The sequence below is a fragment of the Burkholderia sp. BCC1993 genome (genome assembly GCF_905339865.1).
Taxonomy (GTDB): domain Bacteria; phylum Pseudomonadota; class Gammaproteobacteria; order Burkholderiales; family Burkholderiaceae; genus Burkholderia.
Map to the genome: position 1 here is coordinate 255552 of NZ_CAJPGZ010000005.1, position 19478 is coordinate 275029.

Below are 19478 nucleotides of genomic sequence, written 5' to 3' on the forward strand. Positions count from 1 at the left end.
GCATTATCTGGAACCGATTTGACAGCCGGGTGTAGGGGCGCTTTCAAATGACTGTCGGTCGAACGTCATGCGGCGGTCACGGAACTGACATAAGCTCCGGCCGATTGCCCACCGCTACAAGAAGAACGACGATGCACAGCCTTCTGAAATCCTTCGCGTCCGCGCGATCGTTGATCCCTGCCGCGGCGGCGCTGGCGCTGGTTGGCGGGCTCGCGGCGCTCGCCGGGTGCGATGCGCGCCCCGGTGCCGATGCATCGGCCGCCTCTATCGTGCCGGCGGCACAGGCCGCACCGGCCGCTCCGGCGGTCGCGCCGGCCAGCCAGCCGCAGACGCGCGCGCAGGTATTCGAGGGCGTGAAGCAGATGACGGCGCTCGGCAAGCAGTTGTTCTTCGATCCGTCGCTGTCGGGGTCCGGCAAGCTCGCCTGCGCGTCGTGCCATAGCGCCGAGCATGCGTTCGGGCCGCCGAACGCGCTGTCGGCGCAACTCGGCGGCGACGACATGCACAGCACGGGCTTTCGTGCGGTGCCGTCGCTGAAGTACCTGCGCGGCATTCCGCCGTTCAGCGAGCACTTCCACGATTCACCGGACGAAGGCGACGAAAGCATCGATGCGGGCCCGACCGGCGGGCTGACCTGGGATGGCCGCGTCGATACGCGCGATGCGCAGGCGCGCATTCCCCTCACGTCGCCCTTCGAGATGAGCAGTTCGCCGGCGCGGGTTGCGAAGGCGGTTCGCGCCGCGCCGTATGCCGACGCGTTCCGCAAGGCGTTCGGCGATCAGGTCCTCGGCGACGACCAGGCGACGTTCGGTGCGGTGCTGCGCGCGCTCGACGCATTCCAGCAGCAGCCGGCGCTGTTCGATCCGTACACGAGCAAGTACGACGCCTATCTGGCCGGCCACGCGCAGCTCACGCCCGCGGAGCTGCGCGGGCTGCAGCTGTTCAACGACGAGAAGAAGGGCAACTGCGCGAGCTGCCACGTGAGCCAGCGCACGCTCGAAGGCGGCCCGCCGCAGTTCAGCGATTTCGGCCTGATCGCGATCGCGGTGCCGCGCAATCGCGCGCTGCCGGTCAATCGCGATCCGCGCTTTTACGACCTCGGCGCGTGCGGCCCCGAGCGCACCGACCTGAAGGGCCGCGAAGAATTCTGCGGCTTGTTCCGCACGCCGTCGCTGCGCAACGTCGCGCTGCGCAAGACGTTCTTCCACAACGGCGTGTACCACTCGCTCGAGGACGTGATGCGCTTCTACGTCGAGCGTGACATCCATCCGGAGAAGTTCTATCCGGTCGTGCACGGCAAGGTGCAGGTCTACGACGACCTGCCGAAGCGCTACTGGCCGAACATCAACCGCGAGCCGCCGTTCGACCGCAAGCGCGGCGACGCGCCCGCGCTGAACGCGGCCGAGATCAAGGACGTGATCGCGTTCCTGAACACGCTGACCGACGGATATCAACCGGCAGCCGCGTCGGCGGCCCGCTAGACGACGTTCCCGGCGGCACGCATGCTATGCTCGCTGGCTGACGGGCATGGCGCGCGCCGGAGTACCGGCCGCCGGTTCGCCGGCCGCGCGCCATGCCGTTCGATCGAACATCCAAGGAGAACAACACATGTCGATGCGTGCATCCCTTTCCGTCGTCACGCGCGTGCTGGCCGGCGCCGCGTGCGCAGCCGCGATGCTGCCTGCCTACGCACAGAGCAACCTGGGCTTCCTGAACGACACGCCGCTCGCCTACTTCAGCAAGACCGACCGTGCGTCGCTGGCCAAGGCCGTGGCGCAGGTGCGCGACGAAGGCAAGGACGGCGAGACCACGACCTGGCAGAGCAGCGGCCGCGGCACGCAGATCGATGCGAAGCTCACGCCGTCGACGTCCGAGAACGACGGCAAGACCTGCCGCGAGATCGCCACCGACATTTCCGCGAAGGGCCAGGCGCTGACGCTCAAGCCCGTCTATTGCAAGACCGCCACGGGCAAGTGGCAGTTGCAGAAGCGCTGAGCGCGCGTGAAATGACGCGCAGCGGTGCGTCGCGCACGGTGTCGTGCGGCGTCGTGATTCTCGACGGGGCCGGCCGCGTATTCCTCGCGCACGCGACGGATACCACGCACTGGGACATCCCGAAGGGGCAGGGCGAGCCCGGCGAATCGCCGGCCGACGCGGCGCTGCGGGAACTGCGCGAGGAAACCGGCATCGAGTTCGCACCGGCGCGGCTGCTCGATCTCGGCCGCTTCGCCTACCGTCACGACAAGGACCTGCACCTGTTCGCGGTGCAGGTCGCGGACGACGAGATCGATCCCGCGCACTGCACGTGCACGTCGCTGTTCCCGAGCCGTCGCGACGGCTCGCTGATTCCCGAGATGGACGCGTATCGCTGGACCGCGCCCGGCGACGTCGACGCGTATGCCAGCCGCAGTCTCGCGCGGCTGTTTCGCACGACGCTGTCGCTCGCGGATCTGCACCGGCGGTTGGCGAGCGCGTGAGCGCGGCGGCCGGCGCTGCCGCGCGATTTCCGCGCACGCAATAAAAACGGCCCGAAGGCCGTTTTTTTTCATCCTGCGGCGGGCGGTGCGAGGCCGCCGCGCCGCGCGCGGAGCAGGCCGTCAGGCCGGCTTGCCCCAGCTGTCGCGCAGCCCGACGATCCGGTTGAACACGGGCTTGCCCGGCTTCGAATCGACGCGGTCGGCGACGAAATAGCCGTGACGCTCGAACTGCAGGCGCGTTTCCGGCGCGACGTCGCCGGCGCCCGGCTCGACGTAGGCCTGCGTGATCTTCTTCGAGTCCGGGTTCAGCGCCTCGAGGAAGTTCGCGCCGCCCGCGTCCGGGTGCGGCTCCTTGAACAGCCGGTCGTAGATCCGCACTTCGGCCGCCTGCGCGTGCTTCGCGCTGACCCAGTGGATGTTGCCCTTGACCTTGTAGTTGTTCGCGCCTTCGGTGCCCGACTTGCTGTCCGGGAAGTAGTTGCAGTGCACGGCCGTCACGTTGCCGTCGGCGTCCTTGTCGAAGCCCGTGCATTCGATCACGTAGCCGTAGCGCAGGCGCACCTTGTTGCCCGGGAACAGGCGGAAATAGCCCTTCGGCGGGTTCTCGACGAAGTCCTCGCGCTCGATCCACAGCTCGCGCGAGATCGGGAAGGTGCGCACGCCGCGGTCCGGGTGATGCGGATGCACGGGGGCCGTGCACGCTTCCTCGAGGTCTTCCGGATAGTTGTCGATCACGAGCTTCAGAGGATCGAGCACGGCGACCGAGCGCGGCGCCTTGTCGTCGAGGTCGTCGCGCAGCGCGCCTTCGAACACGCTCATGTCGATCCACGAATCGACCTTCGTCACGCCGATCCGCTCGCAGAACAGGTGAATGCTCTCCGGCGTGAAGCCGCGGCGGCGGATGCCGACGATCGTCGGCATGCGCGGGTCGTCCCAGCCTTCGACGTGACCTTCGGTGACGAGCTGCAGCAGCTTGCGCTTGCTGGTGATCGCGTACGTGAGGTTCAGGCGCGAGAATTCGATCTGTTGCGGCAGCGGACGCGTGAACACGCCGGCTTCCGCGAGTTCGTTCAGCACCCAGTCGTACAGCGGGCGGTGATCCTCGAATTCGAGCGTGCACAGCGAATGCGTGATGCCTTCGAGCGCATCCGAGATGCAGTGCGTGTAGTCGTACATCGGATACACGCACCATGCGTCGCCGGTGCGGTAGTGATGCGCGTAGCGGATCCGGTAGATCACCGGGTCGCGCATGTTCATGTTCGGCGAAGCCATGTCGATCTTCGCGCGCAGCACGTGCTCGCCTTCCTTGAACTCGCCGGCCTTCATCCGGCGGAACAGGTCGAGGTTTTCCTCGGGCGAGCGGTCGCGGAACGGCGACGGCTTGCCGCCTTCGGTCAGCGAGCCGCGGTTCGCGCGCATTTCCTCGGCGCTCTGGCTGTCGACGTACGCTTTGCCGCGCTGGATCAGCAGCTCGGCGAATTCGTACAGCTTGTCGTAGTAGTCGCTCGCGAAATACTGGTGATCGACCGCATCCTTGCGCCAGTCGAAGCCGAGCCAGCGCACCGCGTCGACGATCGAGTCGACGTATTCGACGCTTTCCTTTTCCGGGTTCGTGTCGTCGAAGCGCAGGTGGCACACGCCGCCGTAGTCGCGCGCGACGCTGAAGTTCAGGCAGATGCTCTTGGCATGGCCGATGTGCAGATAGCCGTTCGGCTCGGGCGGAAAGCGCGTCTCGACGCGGCCGCTCCATTTGCCGGTGCGGTTGTCGTCGTCGATGATGTTGCGGATGAAATTGGAAGCCGCGGGGGCGTCGTTGCGTTCGGTGCTCATGCGGTTGGCGTCAGGTTGTGTCGGCGCGTCGCGCCGGTTTAATCCTGTAATTCTACCTGACCGGGGTCCGTCCCGCGCGGGTTGCGGCGTCGGCAGGGCGGTTCGCGCTGCCGATCGCAATATATCGATAGTGTGTCGGCTGTAACACGACGTAAATCGGATTGCCCCCCGCATTCGGCTTTTCCTATGATGGCTTCACCGAATCAATGCCGCCATTCGTACTTTTTGCGGGGCGGGAGGAAGCCAACAATCATGATGAAGAAGACCACTTTTCTCGTTCGTACCGCGGTGATCGTCGCGGCCCTGTCGCAACTCGGCGCATGCGCGATGACGCATACGCAGCGTAACGCCGGGATCGGCGCGGCCGCAGGCGGCGCGCTCGGCTACCTGATCACGGGCGGCCCGGTCGGCACGGTCGCCGGCGCCGCCGCAGGCGGCCTGGTCGGCGCCGGCGTGCGCTGATCGAAGCCGGCGCGCGTGAGCGCTGGCCGGTCGTGACGGCGTAACCGACGCGTCACGACCATTCAAGCTCCGCACATCCATTCCGCGATTCGACAGGCAGCATCAGGGAGGAGCGGGTGTGCGACACTTCGTCGACGTCACATAACGACTTCATGCGTCGACGAATCCTTCATGAGCGACTCTCTCGTTTTCGTGCTGCCGGGCTACGGCAACTCCGGCCCATTCCACTGGCAAAGCCGCTGGGAGCGCACCGACGCGCGTTTCGTGCGCATCGCGATGCCCGACTGGGACCGCGCGTTCCGCAATGGCTGGTGTCTCGCGCTCGATCGTGCGGTCGAAGCCGCACCGGGCCCCGTGACGATCGCCGCGCACAGCCTCGGCACGCTGACCACCGCGTGGTGGGCGACCCGCTACGCGCGGCCGGCCGCGCTCGCGAAGGTCCGCGGCGCGCTGCTCGTCGCGTTGCCCGATCCGGCCGGGCCGGCGTTTCCGGCCGACGCGCACGGTTTCGGGCCGGTGCCGCACGAGCGGCTGCCGTTTCCGACCCGCGTGGTCGCGAGCAGCGACGATCCGTATGGCTCGATTGCCTTCGCACGCGGCTGCGCGCACGCGTGGGGCAGCGCGTTTCATGATCTCGGCCCGCGCGGCCACATCAACGCGGACAGCGGGCTCGGCGACTGGCCCGATGCACGCGGCTGGCTCGACGCGCTGGCGCGCTAGCGTCGGGTCGATCGATTCGCCGCCGGCCGTCCGGCTGGCGCCCGGGCCGCGCCTGCCGTCGACCCGCGCTCGCAGCGGTGCGCGAGCGCGCCAGGGCGCGCCCACGCGCCCCCGCTCAGATCGCCTGTTTCGCCTTCAACGCCGCGATGCGCGCGTCGTCGTAGCCGAGCATGTCGCGCAGCACGTCTTCCGTCTGCGCGCCCAGCAGCGGCGGGGCCGTGCGCGCATCGGGCGGCGTCGCGCTCATCCGGATCGGATTGCGCACGAGCTTCACGTCCGCGCCGCACGGGTGCGGCAGCGACACCTGCATCCCGCGCGCGACCACCTGTTCGTTGTCGAACACCTCGTCGAGTTCGTTGATCGGCCCGCACGGCACGCCGGCCGCTTCCAGCGCGCCGATCCAGTCGGCCTTGCCGCGCGCCTTCACCATCTCCGCGAGGATCGGCACCAGCGTGTCGCGATGCCGCACGCGCGACGGGTTGGTCGCGAACCGTTCGTCGTCGGCCAGCTCGGGCCGGCCGCCGGCCTCGACGAACTTGCGGAACTGCCCGTCGTTGCCGACCGCGACGATGATCCAGCCGTCGCTCGTCTGGAACGTCTGGTACGGCACGATGTTCGGGTGCGCGTTGCCCCAGCGCACCGGCGGCTTGCCGCTCGCGAGGAAGTTGGTGTTCATGTTCGCGAGCAGCGCGACCTGCACGTCGAGCAGCGCCATGTCGATGTACTGGCCAACGCCGGTGCGATCGCGGTGCGCGAGCGCGGCGAGCACCGCGATCGTCGAATAGAGGCCCGTCGCGAGATCGGCAATCGCCACGCCGGCCTTCTGCGGGCCGCCGCCCGGCTCGCTGTCGCGCTCGCCGGTGATGCTCATGAAGCCGCCGATCCCCTGGACGATGAAGTCGTAGCCCGCGCGGTGCGCGTACGGGCCCGTCTGGCCGAACCCGGTGACCGAGCAGTAGACGAGATCGGGCTTCACCGCGCGCAGCGATTCGTAATCGAGCCCGTATTTCTTCAGCTGGCCGACCTTGTAGTTCTCGAGCACGACGTCGCTCTGCGCGGCGAGCTCGCGCACGATCTGCTGGCCTTCCGGCGTCGCGATGTCGACCGTCACCGAGCGCTTGTTGCGGTTCGCCGCGAGGTAGTACGCGGCCTCGGCCGTATCGGCGCCGGTCGCGTCCTTCAGGTACGGCGGCCCCCAGTGGCGCGTGTCGTCGCCGGCGCCGGGGCGCTCGACCTTGATCACGTCCGCGCCGAAGTCGGCAAGCGTCTGCGCGCACCACGGGCCCGCGAGCACGCGGGTGAGGTCTAGCACGCGGATATGGCTCAGGGCACCCATCGTCGAATCGTCTCCTTTCATGGCTCGCCCGGCCCGAGGCAAGGCGGATTGGCATGCCGAGCATCTTAAGGCGAATCGGCCGCGCCGGTGGCCCAGGCCGGTCGTCCGGCGCGCCGGGCCGCTGGCGTTGGAGCGGCCGATCTGTATCGTATAATCGCTCGTTTACGATATCTGCCCGCCGTGCGTCCGCGAGGACGGCCGGCGTTTGAAGCCGTCTCAGCCAGACATTCCCCGCACGCCATGAAAGCTGCCGAAATCCGCGAGAAATTCCTTAAATTCTTCGAATCGAAGGGCCACACGATCGTCCGCTCGTCGAGCCTCGTGCCCGGAAACGACCCCACGCTGATGTTCACGAACTCGGGCATGGTCCAGTTCAAGGACGTGTTCCTCGGCACGGACCCGCGTCCGTACACGCGCGCCACGACCGCGCAGCGCAGCGTGCGCGCGGGCGGCAAGCACAACGACCTCGAGAACGTCGGCTACACGGCGCGCCACCACACGTTCTTCGAGATGCTCGGCAACTTCTCGTTCGGCGACTACTTCAAGCACGACGCGATCCGCTTCGCGTGGGAACTGCTGACCACGGTCTACCAGCTGCCGAAGGAAAAGCTGTGGGTCACCGTCTACCAGGAAGACGACGAAGCGTACGACATCTGGGCGAAGGAAGTCGGCGTGCCGACCGAGCGGATCATCCGCATCGGCGACAACAAGGGCGCGCGCTACGCGTCGGACAACTTCTGGACGATGGGCGACACCGGCCCGTGCGGCCCGTGCACCGAAATCTTCTACGACCACGGCCCGGACGTGTGGGGCGGCCCGCCGGGATCGCCCGAGGAAGACGGCGACCGCTACATCGAGATCTGGAACCTCGTGTTCATGCAGTTCAACCGCGACGCGCAGGGCAACATGACTCGCCTGCCGAAGCAGTCGGTCGACACCGGCATGGGCCTCGAGCGCCTCGCCGCGGTGCTGCAGCACGTGCACAGCAACTACGAGATCGACCTGTTCCAGAACCTGATCAAGGCCGCCGCGCGCGTGACCGAGATCAGCGACCTCACGAACAACTCGCTGAAGGTCATCGCCGATCACATCCGCGCGTGCTCGTTCCTGATCGTCGACGGCGTGATTCCCGGCAACGAAGGCCGCGGCTACGTGCTGCGCCGGATCGTGCGCCGCGCGATCCGCCACGGCTACAAGCTCGGCCGCAAGGGCTCGTTCTTCCACAAGCTGGTGGCCGACCTCGTCGCCGAGATGGGTGCCGCGTATCCGGAACTGAAGGAAGCCGAACAGCGCGTGACCGACGTGCTGCGCCAGGAAGAAGAGCGTTTCTTCGAGACGATCGAGCACGGGATGTCGATCCTCGAAGCGGCGCTGGCGGATGTCGAAGCGAAGGGCGGCAAGGTGCTCGACGGCGAACTCGCGTTCAAGCTGCACGACACGTACGGCTTCCCGCTCGACCTCACGGCCGACGTGTGCCGCGAGCGCGGGATGACGGTCGACGAGCCGGCGTTCGACGACGCGATGGCGCGTCAGCGCGAGCAGGCGCGCGCGGCCGGCAAGTTCAAGGCCACGCAGGGCCTCGAATACTCGGGCGCGAAGACCACGTTCCACGGTTATGAAGAGATCGCGTTCGACGACGCGAAGGTCGTCGCGCTGTACGTCGACGGTTCGGCCGTCAACGAAGTGAAGCACGGCCAGGATGCGGTCGTCGTGCTCGACCACACGCCGTTCTACGCGGAATCGGGCGGCCAGGTCGGCGACCAGGGCGTGCTCGCGAATGCGTCGACGCGCTTCTCGGTGGCCGACACGCTGAAGGTGCAGGCCGACGTGATCGGCCATCACGGCACGCTCGAGCAGGGCACGCTGAAGGTCGGCGACGTGCTGCGCGCGGAAATCGACGCGCATCGTCGCGCACGCACGCAGCGCAACCACTCGGCGACCCACCTGATGCACAAGGCGCTGCGTGAAGTGCTCGGCGCACACGTGCAGCAGAAGGGCTCGCTGGTCGACGCGGAGAAAACCCGTTTCGACTTCGCGCACAACGCGCCGCTGACCGACGACGAAATCCGTCGCGTCGAGCAGATCGTCAACAATGAAATCCTCGCGAACGCGCCGGGCATCGTGCGCGTGATGCCGTACGACGAAGCGGTGAAGGGCGGCGCGATGGCGCTGTTCGGCGAGAAGTACGGCGACGAAGTGCGCGTGCTCGACCTCGGCTTCTCGCGCGAACTGTGCGGCGGCACGCACGTGCACCGCACCGGCGACATCGGCCTGTTCAAGATCGTCGTCGAAGGCGGCGTCGCGGCCGGCATCCGCCGGGTCGAGGCGATCACCGGCGACAACGCGGTGCGCTACGTGCAGGAGCTCGACGCGCGCGTGAACGAAGCGGCCGCCGCGCTGAAGGCGCAGCCGTCGGAACTCACGCAACGCATCGCGCAGGTGCAGGACCAGGTGAAGTCGCTCGAGAAGGAACTGGGCGCGCTGAAGTCGAAGCTCGCGTCGAGCCAGGGCGACGAGCTCGCGCAGCAGGCGATCGAAGTCGGCGGCGTGTTCGTGCTGGCCGCGACGCTCGACGGCGCGGACGCGAAGACGTTGCGCGAGACGGTCGACAAGCTGAAGGACAAGCTGAAGAGCGCAGCGATCGTGCTGGCGGCCGTCGAAGGCGGCAAGGTCAGCCTGATCGCGGGCGTCACGCCGGATGCGAGCAAGAAGGTCAAGGCCGGCGAGCTCGTGAACTTCGTCGCGCAGCAGGTCGGCGGCAAGGGTGGTGGCCGTCCGGACATGGCGCAGGCAGGCGGCACGGAACCGGCGAACCTGCCGGGCGCGCTGGCGGGCGTCAAGGGCTGGGTCGAAGAGCGCCTTTGATCGGCATGCCTGATGATGCGGTGTGGTCGGGCTGACCGCGTCGCGTCACATCGCTTCGCATCAAAAAAACGACCCGATCGGCACGTGTGCCGGTCGGGTCGTTTTGTTTTTGTCGGTATGAAGAATTAGCGCGCTCGCCGGCGCTCGCCTGCGTTCCCGGCTCGGGCAGACGCCGATGCGGCCACCACCGCCTGGCCGCATCGCCCTTGTCGGAATGAGGATTGAGCGCGCGCACCAGCGGCCGCCTGCGATCCCGACTCAGGCCGACACCGATGCGGCCACCGCCGCCTTGGTCGCATCACCCGGCTCCCGCGCAGCCGCGCCCAGCGCATCACGCAACGCGGCGAGCGCCGCCGATGCGTAACCGTGCCGCCACGCGAGCAGCGTGTCGATTCCTTCGAGTTCGGGGATCGTGTGGGCGGCGACGTTGCCGGTCTCGGGCTGCAGCTCGAGCACCGAGCGCGGCGCGACCGCGATGCCCGCGCCGGCCGCGACGCACGCGACGATCGCGTGATACGAACCGAGTTCGAGCACACGCGCGGGCTTCATCCCGTGCGCCGCATACCATTGCTCGACATATTTCCGGTACGTGCAGCCGCGCTCGAACGCGATCAGCGTCGGCAGGATCACGTCGCGCGGCGTACGCACCGGCGGATGGCCGCGCGGCGTCAGCAGCACGAGATCCTCGCGGAAGATCGGCACGGTCTCGAACGTGTCGGGCAGCGTGTCCGGCTCGGGCGGCCGCGCAAACAGCGCCGCGTCGATCTCGAAATCGCGCACCTTGTCGATCAGCCAGCCGGTCGTGCCGGTCACGAGCTCCAGCGACACGTCGGGCCACGCATGGTGATAGCGCGCGAGCACGGTCGGCAGCCGGCTCGCGGCCGTGCTTTCCATCGTGCCGAGCCGCAGCCGCCCGCGCGGCGTGTCCTCGCGCACCGCGTCGCGCGCCTCGTCGGCAAGCGCGAGCAGCCGCTCCGCGTACGGCAGCAGCGTGTGCCCGGCCGGCGTCAGCACGAGCCGGCGGCCGTCGCGCACGAACAGCGCCGCGCCGAGTTCCTCCTCGAGCTGCTTGATGCGCGTCGTCACGTTCGATTGCACGCGATTGAGCTTCGCCGCCGCGCGCGTCACGCCGTTCTCGCGCACGACAGCCCGGAAAATCGCCAGCGCCGCCAGGTCCATGATTCTCTCCTGGAGATATGTGGATTCTTGATTATTCATTTATCGAGAACGTTTGGTCAAGCTACGATACAAGCATTCCGATTTTCGTTCCGGCCGGCGCGCGCCGCGCGCGGCCCATGCCGCCATGCCCCGTTCCGATGCTCCGAGCGCCGTTGCCGGCGTACACCTGCCCGATGACGCCGACCGCCGCGCCCGCGCGGCCGCGCTCGCCTGCATGATCGGGCTGGCGGTCGCGCTCGGCGTCGGCCGCTTCGCGTTCACGCCGCTGCTGCCGCTGATGCTCGCCGACGGCTCGATCGGCCTGAAGGCCGGCAGCTGGCTCGCGTCGGCGAACTACGCGGGTTATTTCGTCGGCGCGGTCAGCTGCGCGGCGGTGCGGGTCGCGCCCGCGCGGATGGTGCGCTTCGGGCTGGCCGCCACCGTGCTGTTGACCGCGGCGATGGGCGTCGGCCATCTGCTGTCCGCATGGCTCGTGGTGCGCTTCGTCGCGGGCGTCGTCAGCGCATGGACGTTCGTGTTCGTGTCGCAATGGGGGCTGCGGCGGCTCACCGAGCTGCATGCGCCCGAGTGGAGCGGGGTGATCTACGCGGGGCCGGGCGTCGGGATCGTGCTGACCGGGCTGATCGGCAGCGCGCTCGCCGGCCATCGCGCGGCGCCCGGCTGGCTCGGCTTCGCGGCGTTGTCGGCGCTGCTGTCGGTCGCGATCTGGCGCACGTTCGGCAGCGCGCCGGGGCCGGCCGCCTTGACAACCGCCGCGCCGGCCGCCGCGGCGCCGGCCATGCGCGAGCGACAGGCGGCACCGCACGACGCACGGCGCCATCGCGCCGACGCCGCGTGGCTCGTCGTGCTGTACGGGATGCCGGGCTTCGGCTACATCATCACCGCGACGTTCCTGCCGGTGATCGCGCGTGCCGCGCTGCCGGCCGGCTCGCCGTGGCCCGACCTGTTCTGGCCGATGTTCGGCGCGGCGCTGATCGTCGGCGCGATCGCCGCGTCGCGGCTGCCCGGCCACTGGGACAACCGGCTGCTGCTTGCCGCCGGCTGCGCGACGCAGGCGCTCGGGATCGCGGCGGGGATCGTCTGGCCGAACGCGGCCGGCTTCTCGGCCGGCAGCGCGCTGCTCGGCCTGCCGTTCACCGCGATCACGCTGTTCGCGATGCGCGAGGCGCGGCGGCTGCATGGCGAGCGAGCGGCCGGGCTGATGGGCTATGCGACCGCGTCGTACGGGGTCGGGCAGATTCTCGGTCCGCTCGTCGCCGCGCCGCTGACCGCGCGCTTCGGGTCATTCTCGCCGGCGCTGTGGGTCGCGGCAGGCGCGTTGCTCGCCGGTGCCGCCGGCTTCGCGGCGACGGCCGCACGCGGGCGCGCGCAACCCCGCACGCAACCCTGACATCATCGGGGCCGGATCGTCTGCGGCGCGGGCAAACTCGCTAGAATGAGGCCTTTCCCGCGCCGAGCGGGCGCGCGACGCGGCCTGCAGGCCGCCGCCGGGCGCTCGCCAGATCCCCATCGATGACCACCGCCGACTACCGTTTTTGCCCGCGCTGCGCGCGTCCGCTGACCGAGCGCGCCGATCCCGACCACGAAGGCGGCCGCGTCCGCCAGGCCTGCCCGGACGACGTGTGCGGCTACGTGCACTGGAACAACCCGCTGCCGGTGGTGGCCGCGATCGTCGAGCTCGACGGCAAGATCCTGCTCGCGCGCAACGCGGCCTGGCCGGAAGGGATGTTCGCGCTGATCACCGGCTTCCTCGAGAACGGCGAGACGCCCGAGGACGGCATCGCGCGCGAGGTGTTCGAGGAAACCGCGCTGAAGGCCGAGCAGGTCACGCTCGTCGGCGTCTATGAATTCATCCGCAAGAACGAACTGATCATCGCGTACCACGTGCGCGCGTCGGGCACCGTCGCACTGTCGCCGGAACTGCTCGAATACCGCCTCGTCGATCCGCCGCTGCTGCGCCCGTGGCGTGCCGGCACCGGCTACGCGCTGGCCGACTGGATGCGCGCGCGCGGCCTCGATTTCGAATTCGTCGACCGAGCGGGGCAGTGACGGGCCGCGCCGCCGCCATGTCGCCCGTCGCGCCGCGCACGATCGCGGCGCGGCACCTCGCCATTCGCCGGCGTGCCGTTCCGCACGGTCGCCGTGCGACGTGCGCTTCATCTTCCTCGTCCTGACCTGCCCTGACCGCCACCGCCATGTCCGACAAGCCGCAGCCGCGTCCGCGCGACGCCTATCGCCACTTCCTGCCGATCACGACCCGCTGGATGGACAACGACGTCTACGGTCACGTGAACAACGTCGTCTACTACAGCTATTTCGACACCGTCGTAAACGAGTACCTGATCCGCGCCGGCGTGCTCGATGTCGAGCACGGGCAGACGATCGGGCTCGTGGTCGAGACGCAGTGCAATTACTTCGCGCCGCTCGTGTTCCCGCAGTCGGTCGACGCGGGGCTGCGCGTCGCCAAACTCGGCACGTCGAGCGTGCGCTACGAGATCGGGCTGTTCGCGGCGGGCGAAGCCGCGCCGGCCGCGCAGGGACACTTCGTGCACGTGTACGTCGATCGCGGCACGCGCCGCCCGGTGCCGCTGCCGGACGCGCTGCGCGCGGCGCTCGAACCGCTCGCCGGCTGACGGGCCTGCGGCGGTGCACGCATTCGCGCTCCAGGCGTTCAACGGCCTCAGCTACGGGTTGCTGCTGTTCATGCTGTCGGCCGGCCTCACGCTGATCTTCAGCGTGCAGGGCGTGCTCAACTTCGCGCATGCGAGCTTCTACATGCTCGGCGCGTACGTCGGCTACAGCATCGCGGCCCGCGCGGGTTTCTGGCCCGCGCTCGGGCTCGCGCCGCTCGCGGTCGGGCTGCTCGGCGCCGGCTGCGAGCGCGCTCTGCTGCGCCGCGTGCAGGCGCACGGGCACACGAGCGAACTGCTGCTGACCTTCGGGCTCGCGTACCTGATCGGCGAGGGCGCGAAACTCCTGTGGGGCCTCGCACCGCTGCAGGCCCCGGTGCCGCCGCTGTTCGACGGCGCGCCCGTGACCGTGTTCGGCCTCGCGCTGCCGCGCTACCGGCTCTTCATGATGGCGATGTCCGCGGCGATGCTGGTCGCGCTCGGCGCGCTGCTGCGCGCGTCGCGCCTCGGGCTCGTCGTGCGCGCCGCGCTCACGCACCGCGCGGCCGTCGAGGCGCTCGGCTACGACGTGCCGCGCGTGATGACGGGGCTGTTCGGCGCGGGCACCGCGCTCGCGGCGCTGGCCGGCGTGATCGGCGCGCCGCTCGCGGTGATCGAGCCGGCGCTGGCCGAGACCGTCGGGTCGGTGGTGTTCGCGATCGTCGTGATCGGCGGGCTCGGTTCGCTCGGCGGCGCGTTCGCCGCGTCGCTCGCGGTCGGCTTCGCGCAGACCTTCGCGGCGTCCAGCGACACGTCGCTGCGTGACCTCGCGCAATGGGCGGGCATCGCGCTGCCCGACAGCGTCGCGGCCGTGTCGATCGCGCAGCTCGCCCCGCTGGTCCCGTACCTGCTGCTCGTCGCGGTGCTGGTCGCCCGGCCGCGCGGGCTGTTCGGCGAGCGCGTCGATGGCTAGCCGCGCGCGGGCCGGCGCGCTGCGCTGGGTGCTGTTCGCCGCGTGCGTGGCCGTGCCCGCGTGGCTGTGGCCGCATGGCGCGGTGCTCGGCTATCTCGCGCAGACGGCCGCGCTCGTCGTGCTCGCGCTGTCGTACAACCTGCAGCTCGGCACGACCGGGCTGCTGTCGTTCGGCCATGCCGCCGTCGCGGGGCTCGGCGCGTTCGCCGCCGCGCACTGGTTCAATCATGTCGGCGCGCCGCTGCCGCTGTTGCCGCTCGTCGGCGGCGTGGCCGGCGCGGGCTTCGGGTTCCTGGCCGGCCTGCTCGCGACACGCCGCGCGGGCACCGTGTTCGCGATGATCACGCTCGGCCTCGGCGAATGCGTCGCGGCCGCCGCGTGGAGCGTGCCTGCGTGGTTCGGCGGCGTCGGCGGCGTGCCGATCGACCGCGCGAGCGGCGCGCCCTGGGGCGGCTGGCATTTCGGTGCGCAAACGCAGGCCTACGCGGTGATCGCCGCATGGTGCATCGTATCGGCGCTGGCGATGCACGCGCTGACGCGCACGCCGCTCGCCCGGCTCGCGAACGCGGTGCGCGACAACCCCGCGCGCGTCGCCGCGCTCGGCACCGAGCCGCGCCGTGTGCGGCTCGCGATGGTCACCTGCGCGTCGTTCTTCGCGGGCATCGCCGGCACGCTGACGCTGATCGACGTCGAGATCGCGACGCCCGACAGCGTGTCGATGGCGCGTTCGGCGACCGTGCTGATCGCCGCGGTGATCGGCGGCACCGGCACGTTCTTCGGGCCGGCGGCCGGCGCGGTGGTGCTGACCGCGCTGAGCGTCGTCGTCGCGGGCGTGTCGCGCGCATGGGCGCTGTATCTCGGCGTGCTGTTCGTCGCGGTCGTCGTCGCCGCGCCGCGCGGGATCGCGGGCATCGCGCAAGCGTTCGCGCATGCATTGCGGCGCGGCGCGCCGGCGGCCGAGCGGTGGCGCCTGTTGTGCGGGGTCGGCGCGTGCGTGTTCTGGGGCGTCGCGATCGTCTGCGCGGCCGAGCTCGGCTATGCGTGGCGCTTCGCGCAGGACGACGGCGCCGGCATCGCGTTCGGCGCGTGGGGCATCGACGCCGATGCGCCGGCGGGCTGGGCCGTCGCGGCCTCGGCGGCCGGCATCGGCACGCTGCTGTGGGGCTGGCGCGCGCGGTTGCTGAACCACGGGCACGGCACGCGGGAGGACGGGCTATGAACGGCAACGCGATCGCGCTCCACGGGATCGTGCAGCGTTTCGGTGTGCAGACCGTGCTCGACAGTGTCGAATTGAGCATCGCGGCCGGCGAGCGTCATGCGCTGATCGGGCCGAACGGCGCGGGCAAATCGACGCTGTTCGGCGTGATCGCCGGCGCGACGCGGCCGACGCGCGGGCGCGTCGTGCTGCACGGTGTCGAGTTGCGCGGGCGCGGGCCGGTCGTCGCGAGCCGGCTCGGCATCGGCCGCAGTTTCCAGCAGACGAGCGCGTTCGCGCGGCTGAGCGTGTTCGACAACCTGCGCTGCGCGGCGCTGCATGCGCCGGCCGAGCGGGGGCGCTGGTGGAACCGGCTGCGCGAATCGGCATCGGTCGATCGCGCGGCCGTGCGCGTGCTGCACGACATCGGCCTCGATGCGCGGCGCGACGCGCCGGCCGGCGCACTCGGCTATGCGGAACAGCGCGCGCTCGATCTGGGCATCGCGCTCGCGAGCGGCGCGCGCACGCTGCTGCTCGACGAGCCGACCGCCGGCATGAACCGCGACCAGGCGGCGCGGATGATCGCGCTGATCCGCGCGACGACGCAGGGCCGCACGGTGCTGATGATCGAGCACGACATGGATGCGGTGTTCGGCTTCGCCGAGCGCATCACGGTGCTCGTGCGCGGCACGGTGGTCGCGACCGGTGCGCCCGACGCGATCCGCGCGGATCCGGCCGTGCGCGCTGCCTATCTCGGCGAGGGCGCATGAGCGCGCTGCTCGACATCCGCGGCCTGCGCGCGTGGTACGGGCGGCAGCCCGTGCTCGACGGCGTCGATCTCGCGCTCGCGCCGGGCGAGACGCTCGCGCTGCTCGGCCGCAACGGCTCGGGCCGCTCGACGCTCGCGAAGGCCGTGATGGGGCTGGTGCGCACCGCGGGCTCGGTGCGCATCGCCGGCGCCGAATGCGCGGGCGCGCGCACGTTCGAGATCGCGCGGCGCGGCGTCGCCTACATCGCCGAAAGCCGCGACGTATTTCCGCTGCTGAGCGTGCGCGACAACTTGCGGCTCGGGCTGCGCGGCCTGCGCGGCGCGGCCGAACGTGCCGCCCTCGACCGGCTGCTCGCGCGCTTTGCGCTGCTGGCCGCGCGGGCCGACGTGAAGGCCGGGCGGCTGTCGGGCGGCGAGCAGCAGGTGCTCGCGCTGGTGCGCGCGCTCGCCGCCCGCCCGCGCGTGCTGATCGTCGACGAACCGGCCGAAGGGCTTGCGCCGCGCGCGGTCGACGCAGTCGGCGCCTGCCTTGCCGCGCTGCAGGCCGACGGCGTCGCGATCCTGCTGATCGAGCAACGGCTGCAGCTCGCGCCGCGGCTCGCGCAGCGCGTCGCGGTAATGGGGCGCGGGCGGATCGTCTACGACGGTGCGCTCGACGGGCTCGGCGGCGACGTCGTCGGTGCGTGGCTGAGCGCCGGCTGACCGTCTATCCGCCGACCGTCCATCCGCCGATTGTTCGGCAAACCCCGCCAGTCAATTCGTGTCGAGCCGCTTTATCGCGGCCGCCGGAACCGCGAAGATTGCCAGCAAGGCCGGTGCGCGGCGACAGGCGCGACCGGCACCCATCCATCGAAGTCTTCCGACTGAGGAATGAAATCATGAGCAAGCTGGCAGGCAAGGTCGCGATCGTCACGGGCGGTTCCAAGGGGATCGGCGCCGCCATTGCGAAGGCGCTGGGCGCCGAAGGCGCGTCGGTCGTCGTCAACTACGCGAGCAGCAAGGCCGGCGCCGACGCGGTCGTGAGCGCGATCGTCGAAGCGGGCGGCCGCGCGGTCGCGGTCGGCGGTGACGTGTCGAAGGCAGCGGACGCGCAGCGCATCGTCGATACCGCGATCGATACGTACGGCCGCCTCGACGTGCTGGTCAACAATTCCGGCGTGTACGAATTCGCGCCGATCGAGGCGATCACCGAAGAGCACTACCGCCGGCAGTTCGACACGAACGTGTTCGGCGTGCTGCTGACGACGCAGGCCGCCGTCAAGCATCTCGGCGAAGGCGCGAGCATCATCAACATCAGTTCCGTGGTGACGAGCATCACGCCGCCCGCGAGCGCCGTGTACAGCGGCACCAAGGGCGCCGTCGACGCGATCACCGGCGTGCTCGCGCTCGAACTCGGCCCGCGCAAGATTCGCGTGAACGCGATCAACCCGGGCATGATCGTGACCGAAGGCACGCACAGCGCGGGCATCATCGGTTCGGACCTCGACAGGCAGGTGCAAAGCCAGACGCCGCTCGGCCGCCTCGGCGAGCCGGACGACATCGCGTCGGTCGCGGTGTTCCTCGCATCGGACGATGCGCGCTGGCTGACCGGCGAGCGCCTCGTCGCGAGCGGCGGGCTGCACTGAACGCGCGCGCCGGCGCGCGCCGCTACGCGATCATCGCGAGCGCATTCGCGCCGACATGCCAGCGCAGGCTCTCGACGACGAGCGCATGATCGCGTTCGTCGTCGAGCCCGGCGATCGTCATCGCGCCGACGATGCCGCCGTCGGCCAGCCGCAGCGGCACGCCGCCGCCGTCGAGCGCATAGTCGGCATCCGACAATCCCTGCGACTGCAACGACCAGCCGGCGCGGCGAAAGCGCGCGCCGACCTCGAGCGAACTGACGCCGAAGCGCAACACCGTGTTCTGCCGGCGGCGGATCGCGTCGCTGTCATGGGCGCGGCTGCCGTCGAGCGCGCAATAGAACAGCGGTGCGGCTTCGCCGACGATGCCGACCGCGATCGGCAGCCCGCGGCGCGATGCGAGATTGACCGCGATGTCGCCGAGCCGGCGCGCGACGTCGGCATCGAAGTGCGCCAGCATCGGCGCCGAGGCCGTGGCGCCGAAGGGCGTGGGCGCGAAGCGCGGGAAGGGGATCGCCATGGCAGCTCCGTGTCGTCGCAAGTCCGGCTCGTGCGCGCGTCCTGCGTCGCGCGCCGGCCGTCGATCGTTCAGCGCGTCAATGCATCAACGCCTGGGCGCCGCGTCGAGCATCCACTCGTGCGCGGGGTCGTTCTTGAACGCCCACGCGCGGCTCGGCCCGGCCATCACGTTCAGGTAGTACAGGTTGTAGCCGTGCGGCGCGACCACCGGGTGATAGCCGCGCGGCACCATCACGACGTCGTGGTTCTCGACCGCGCATGCCTCGTCGAGGCTGCGGTCGTCCGTGTACACGCGCTGGAACGCGAAACCCTGCGGCGGATCGATCCGGTGGTAATAGGTTTCCTCGAGCGACGTTTCGTCGGGTGCCGCGTCGCGATCGTGCTTGTGCGGCGGATAGCTGCTCGAGTGGCTCGCGGGCGTGATCACTTCGACGACCAGCAGCCGGTCCGCGGCCGGGTTGTCGCCCATCAGGATGTCGCATACGTAGCGCGTGTTGGTGCCTTGCCCGCGCACCGCACGCCGCATCCGTTCGCCGTCGAGGCGCTGCACGCGCTTGTCGCCGCTCGCGTAAGGCGCGGTGCACAGCGCGACTTCCGCGTCGCGCGTCGCGGCGAGCGTGACGGTCTTGCCGCCCGGCACATACAGTGCGTCCGGCGACACTTCCTCGAACACGCTGTCGCGCTTGCCGAGTGCGTCGTAGGTCTCGCCGTCGACTTGCGCGCGAAGCGTGCCCGTGAGCACGACGACGCACAGTTCGCGCGGGCCCGTGTCGAGCGTTTCGGTGTCGCCGGCCTTCAGGCGCAGCGCGCGAAAGCCGACGTGTTTCCAGCCGGCCGACTCGGGCGTCACGTTGCAGATTTCGCGGTCGGCGGATGCCTTGACCAGCAGGGGAGAAATCGTCATGGCGTGAGGTTCCTCGAT

19 protein-coding genes are annotated in these 19478 nt (G+C 69.9%); 14 read left to right on the top strand and 5 right to left on the bottom strand.

The features are described from left to right. Nucleotides 1–131: 131 nt before the first annotated feature. The 3 genes from U4Y91_RS10230 (at nucleotide 132) to U4Y91_RS10240 (ending at nucleotide 2477) form a co-directional block, all read left to right on the top strand. A complete protein-coding gene (locus U4Y91_RS10230) occupies nucleotides 132–1481 on the top strand; it encodes a cytochrome-c peroxidase (protein ID WP_321804966.1) in 1350 nt (449 codons plus the stop codon). 127 nt (nucleotides 1482–1608) lie between these two features. Then, nucleotides 1609–1995 carry a hypothetical protein gene (locus tag U4Y91_RS10235; protein WP_321804967.1) on the top strand — a complete coding sequence of 129 codons (387 nt, stop codon included), beginning with the start codon at nucleotides 1609–1611 and terminating at the stop codon, nucleotides 1993–1995. A gap of 11 nt (nucleotides 1996–2006) precedes the next feature. Then, nucleotides 2007–2477 carry an NUDIX hydrolase gene (locus U4Y91_RS10240; RefSeq protein ID WP_321805088.1) on the top strand — a complete coding sequence of 157 codons (471 nt, stop codon included), beginning with the start codon at nucleotides 2007–2009 and terminating at the stop codon, nucleotides 2475–2477. 120 nt (nucleotides 2478–2597) lie between these two features. On the opposite strand, the gene U4Y91_RS10245 is transcribed toward U4Y91_RS10240, so the two are convergent. Then, nucleotides 2598–4307, bottom strand: coding sequence for a glutamine--tRNA ligase/YqeY domain fusion protein (locus tag U4Y91_RS10245; protein ID WP_321804968.1), 1710 nt, complete (start codon nucleotides 4305–4307; stop codon nucleotides 2598–2600). Between the two features lie 252 nt (nucleotides 4308–4559). Between U4Y91_RS10245 and U4Y91_RS10250 the strand changes: the two genes are divergently transcribed. Both U4Y91_RS10250 and U4Y91_RS10255 read left to right on the top strand, forming a co-directional pair. Continuing rightward, a complete protein-coding gene (locus tag U4Y91_RS10250; RefSeq protein WP_006497729.1) occupies nucleotides 4560–4769 on the top strand; it encodes an ornithine acetyltransferase in 210 nt (69 codons plus the stop codon). 171 nt (nucleotides 4770–4940) lie between these two features. Continuing rightward, on the top strand, nucleotides 4941–5489 hold the full coding sequence (locus tag U4Y91_RS10255) for an alpha/beta hydrolase (protein ID WP_321804969.1): 549 nt from the start codon (nucleotides 4941–4943) through the stop codon (nucleotides 5487–5489). 115 nt (nucleotides 5490–5604) lie between these two features. Here U4Y91_RS10255 and U4Y91_RS10260 read toward each other — a convergent pair whose 3' ends face one another. Next, entirely contained in the window at nucleotides 5605–6825 is a 1221-nt protein-coding gene (locus U4Y91_RS10260) for a CaiB/BaiF CoA-transferase family protein (RefSeq protein ID WP_321804970.1), read from the bottom strand. Nucleotides 6826–7065: 240 nt separating this feature from the next. On the opposite strand from U4Y91_RS10260, the gene alaS reads away from it, so the two are divergent. Then, nucleotides 7066–9690 (top strand): alanine--tRNA ligase, encoded by a 2625-nt coding sequence (alaS, locus tag U4Y91_RS10265; RefSeq protein WP_321804971.1) that lies wholly within the window; start codon nucleotides 7066–7068, stop codon nucleotides 9688–9690. Nucleotides 9691–9948: 258 nt separating this feature from the next. On the opposite strand, the gene U4Y91_RS10270 is transcribed toward alaS, so the two are convergent. Next, on the bottom strand, nucleotides 9949–10869 hold the full coding sequence (locus tag U4Y91_RS10270; RefSeq protein ID WP_321804972.1) for a LysR family transcriptional regulator: 921 nt from the start codon (nucleotides 10867–10869) through the stop codon (nucleotides 9949–9951). A 124-nt stretch (nucleotides 10870–10993) separates the two neighbouring features. Here U4Y91_RS10270 and U4Y91_RS10275 point away from each other — a divergent pair, with 124 nt between their 5' ends. The 8 genes from U4Y91_RS10275 (at nucleotide 10994) to U4Y91_RS10310 (ending at nucleotide 18040) form a co-directional block, all read left to right on the top strand. Then, nucleotides 10994–12259 carry a YbfB/YjiJ family MFS transporter gene (locus U4Y91_RS10275; protein ID WP_321804973.1) on the top strand — a complete coding sequence of 422 codons (1266 nt, stop codon included), beginning with the start codon at nucleotides 10994–10996 and terminating at the stop codon, nucleotides 12257–12259. A 122-nt stretch (nucleotides 12260–12381) separates the two neighbouring features. Further along, on the top strand, nucleotides 12382–12918 hold the full coding sequence (locus U4Y91_RS10280) for an NUDIX domain-containing protein (protein ID WP_257774073.1): 537 nt from the start codon (nucleotides 12382–12384) through the stop codon (nucleotides 12916–12918). 146 nt (nucleotides 12919–13064) lie between these two features. After that, nucleotides 13065–13502, top strand: coding sequence for an acyl-CoA thioesterase (locus tag U4Y91_RS10285; RefSeq protein ID WP_044846106.1), 438 nt, complete (start codon nucleotides 13065–13067; stop codon nucleotides 13500–13502). 13 nt (nucleotides 13503–13515) lie between these two features. After that, nucleotides 13516–14451 (top strand): branched-chain amino acid ABC transporter permease, encoded by a 936-nt coding sequence (locus U4Y91_RS10290; RefSeq protein WP_321804974.1) that lies wholly within the window; start codon nucleotides 13516–13518, stop codon nucleotides 14449–14451. Continuing rightward, a complete protein-coding gene (locus U4Y91_RS10295) occupies nucleotides 14444–15670 on the top strand; it encodes a branched-chain amino acid ABC transporter permease (protein ID WP_321804975.1) in 1227 nt (408 codons plus the stop codon). Before U4Y91_RS10290 ends, U4Y91_RS10295 begins: the two co-directional genes overlap by 8 nt. Then, nucleotides 15667–16416 carry an ABC transporter ATP-binding protein gene (locus U4Y91_RS10300; protein WP_321804976.1) on the top strand — a complete coding sequence of 250 codons (750 nt, stop codon included), beginning with the start codon at nucleotides 15667–15669 and terminating at the stop codon, nucleotides 16414–16416. Before U4Y91_RS10295 ends, U4Y91_RS10300 begins: the two co-directional genes overlap by 4 nt. After that, nucleotides 16413–17117: an ABC transporter ATP-binding protein gene (locus tag U4Y91_RS10305; protein WP_321804977.1), complete on the top strand. Its 705-nt coding sequence runs from the start codon at nucleotides 16413–16415 to the stop codon at nucleotides 17115–17117. Before U4Y91_RS10300 ends, U4Y91_RS10305 begins: the two co-directional genes overlap by 4 nt. Nucleotides 17118–17293: 176 nt before the next feature. Next, nucleotides 17294–18040: a glucose 1-dehydrogenase gene (locus tag U4Y91_RS10310; RefSeq protein ID WP_321804978.1), complete on the top strand. Its 747-nt coding sequence runs from the start codon at nucleotides 17294–17296 to the stop codon at nucleotides 18038–18040. A gap of 22 nt (nucleotides 18041–18062) precedes the next feature. On the opposite strand, the gene U4Y91_RS10315 is transcribed toward U4Y91_RS10310, so the two are convergent. Both U4Y91_RS10315 and iolB read right to left on the bottom strand, forming a co-directional pair. Further along, the gene (locus U4Y91_RS10315) at nucleotides 18063–18557 is read right to left on the bottom strand and encodes a heme-degrading domain-containing protein (RefSeq protein ID WP_321804979.1); all 495 of its coding nucleotides are present in this window, start codon (nucleotides 18555–18557) and stop codon (nucleotides 18063–18065) included. A gap of 84 nt (nucleotides 18558–18641) precedes the next feature. Beyond that, nucleotides 18642–19460 (bottom strand): 5-deoxy-glucuronate isomerase, encoded by an 819-nt coding sequence (gene iolB, locus U4Y91_RS10320; protein ID WP_321804980.1) that lies wholly within the window; start codon nucleotides 19458–19460, stop codon nucleotides 18642–18644. Nucleotides 19461–19478 lie beyond the last annotated feature (18 nt).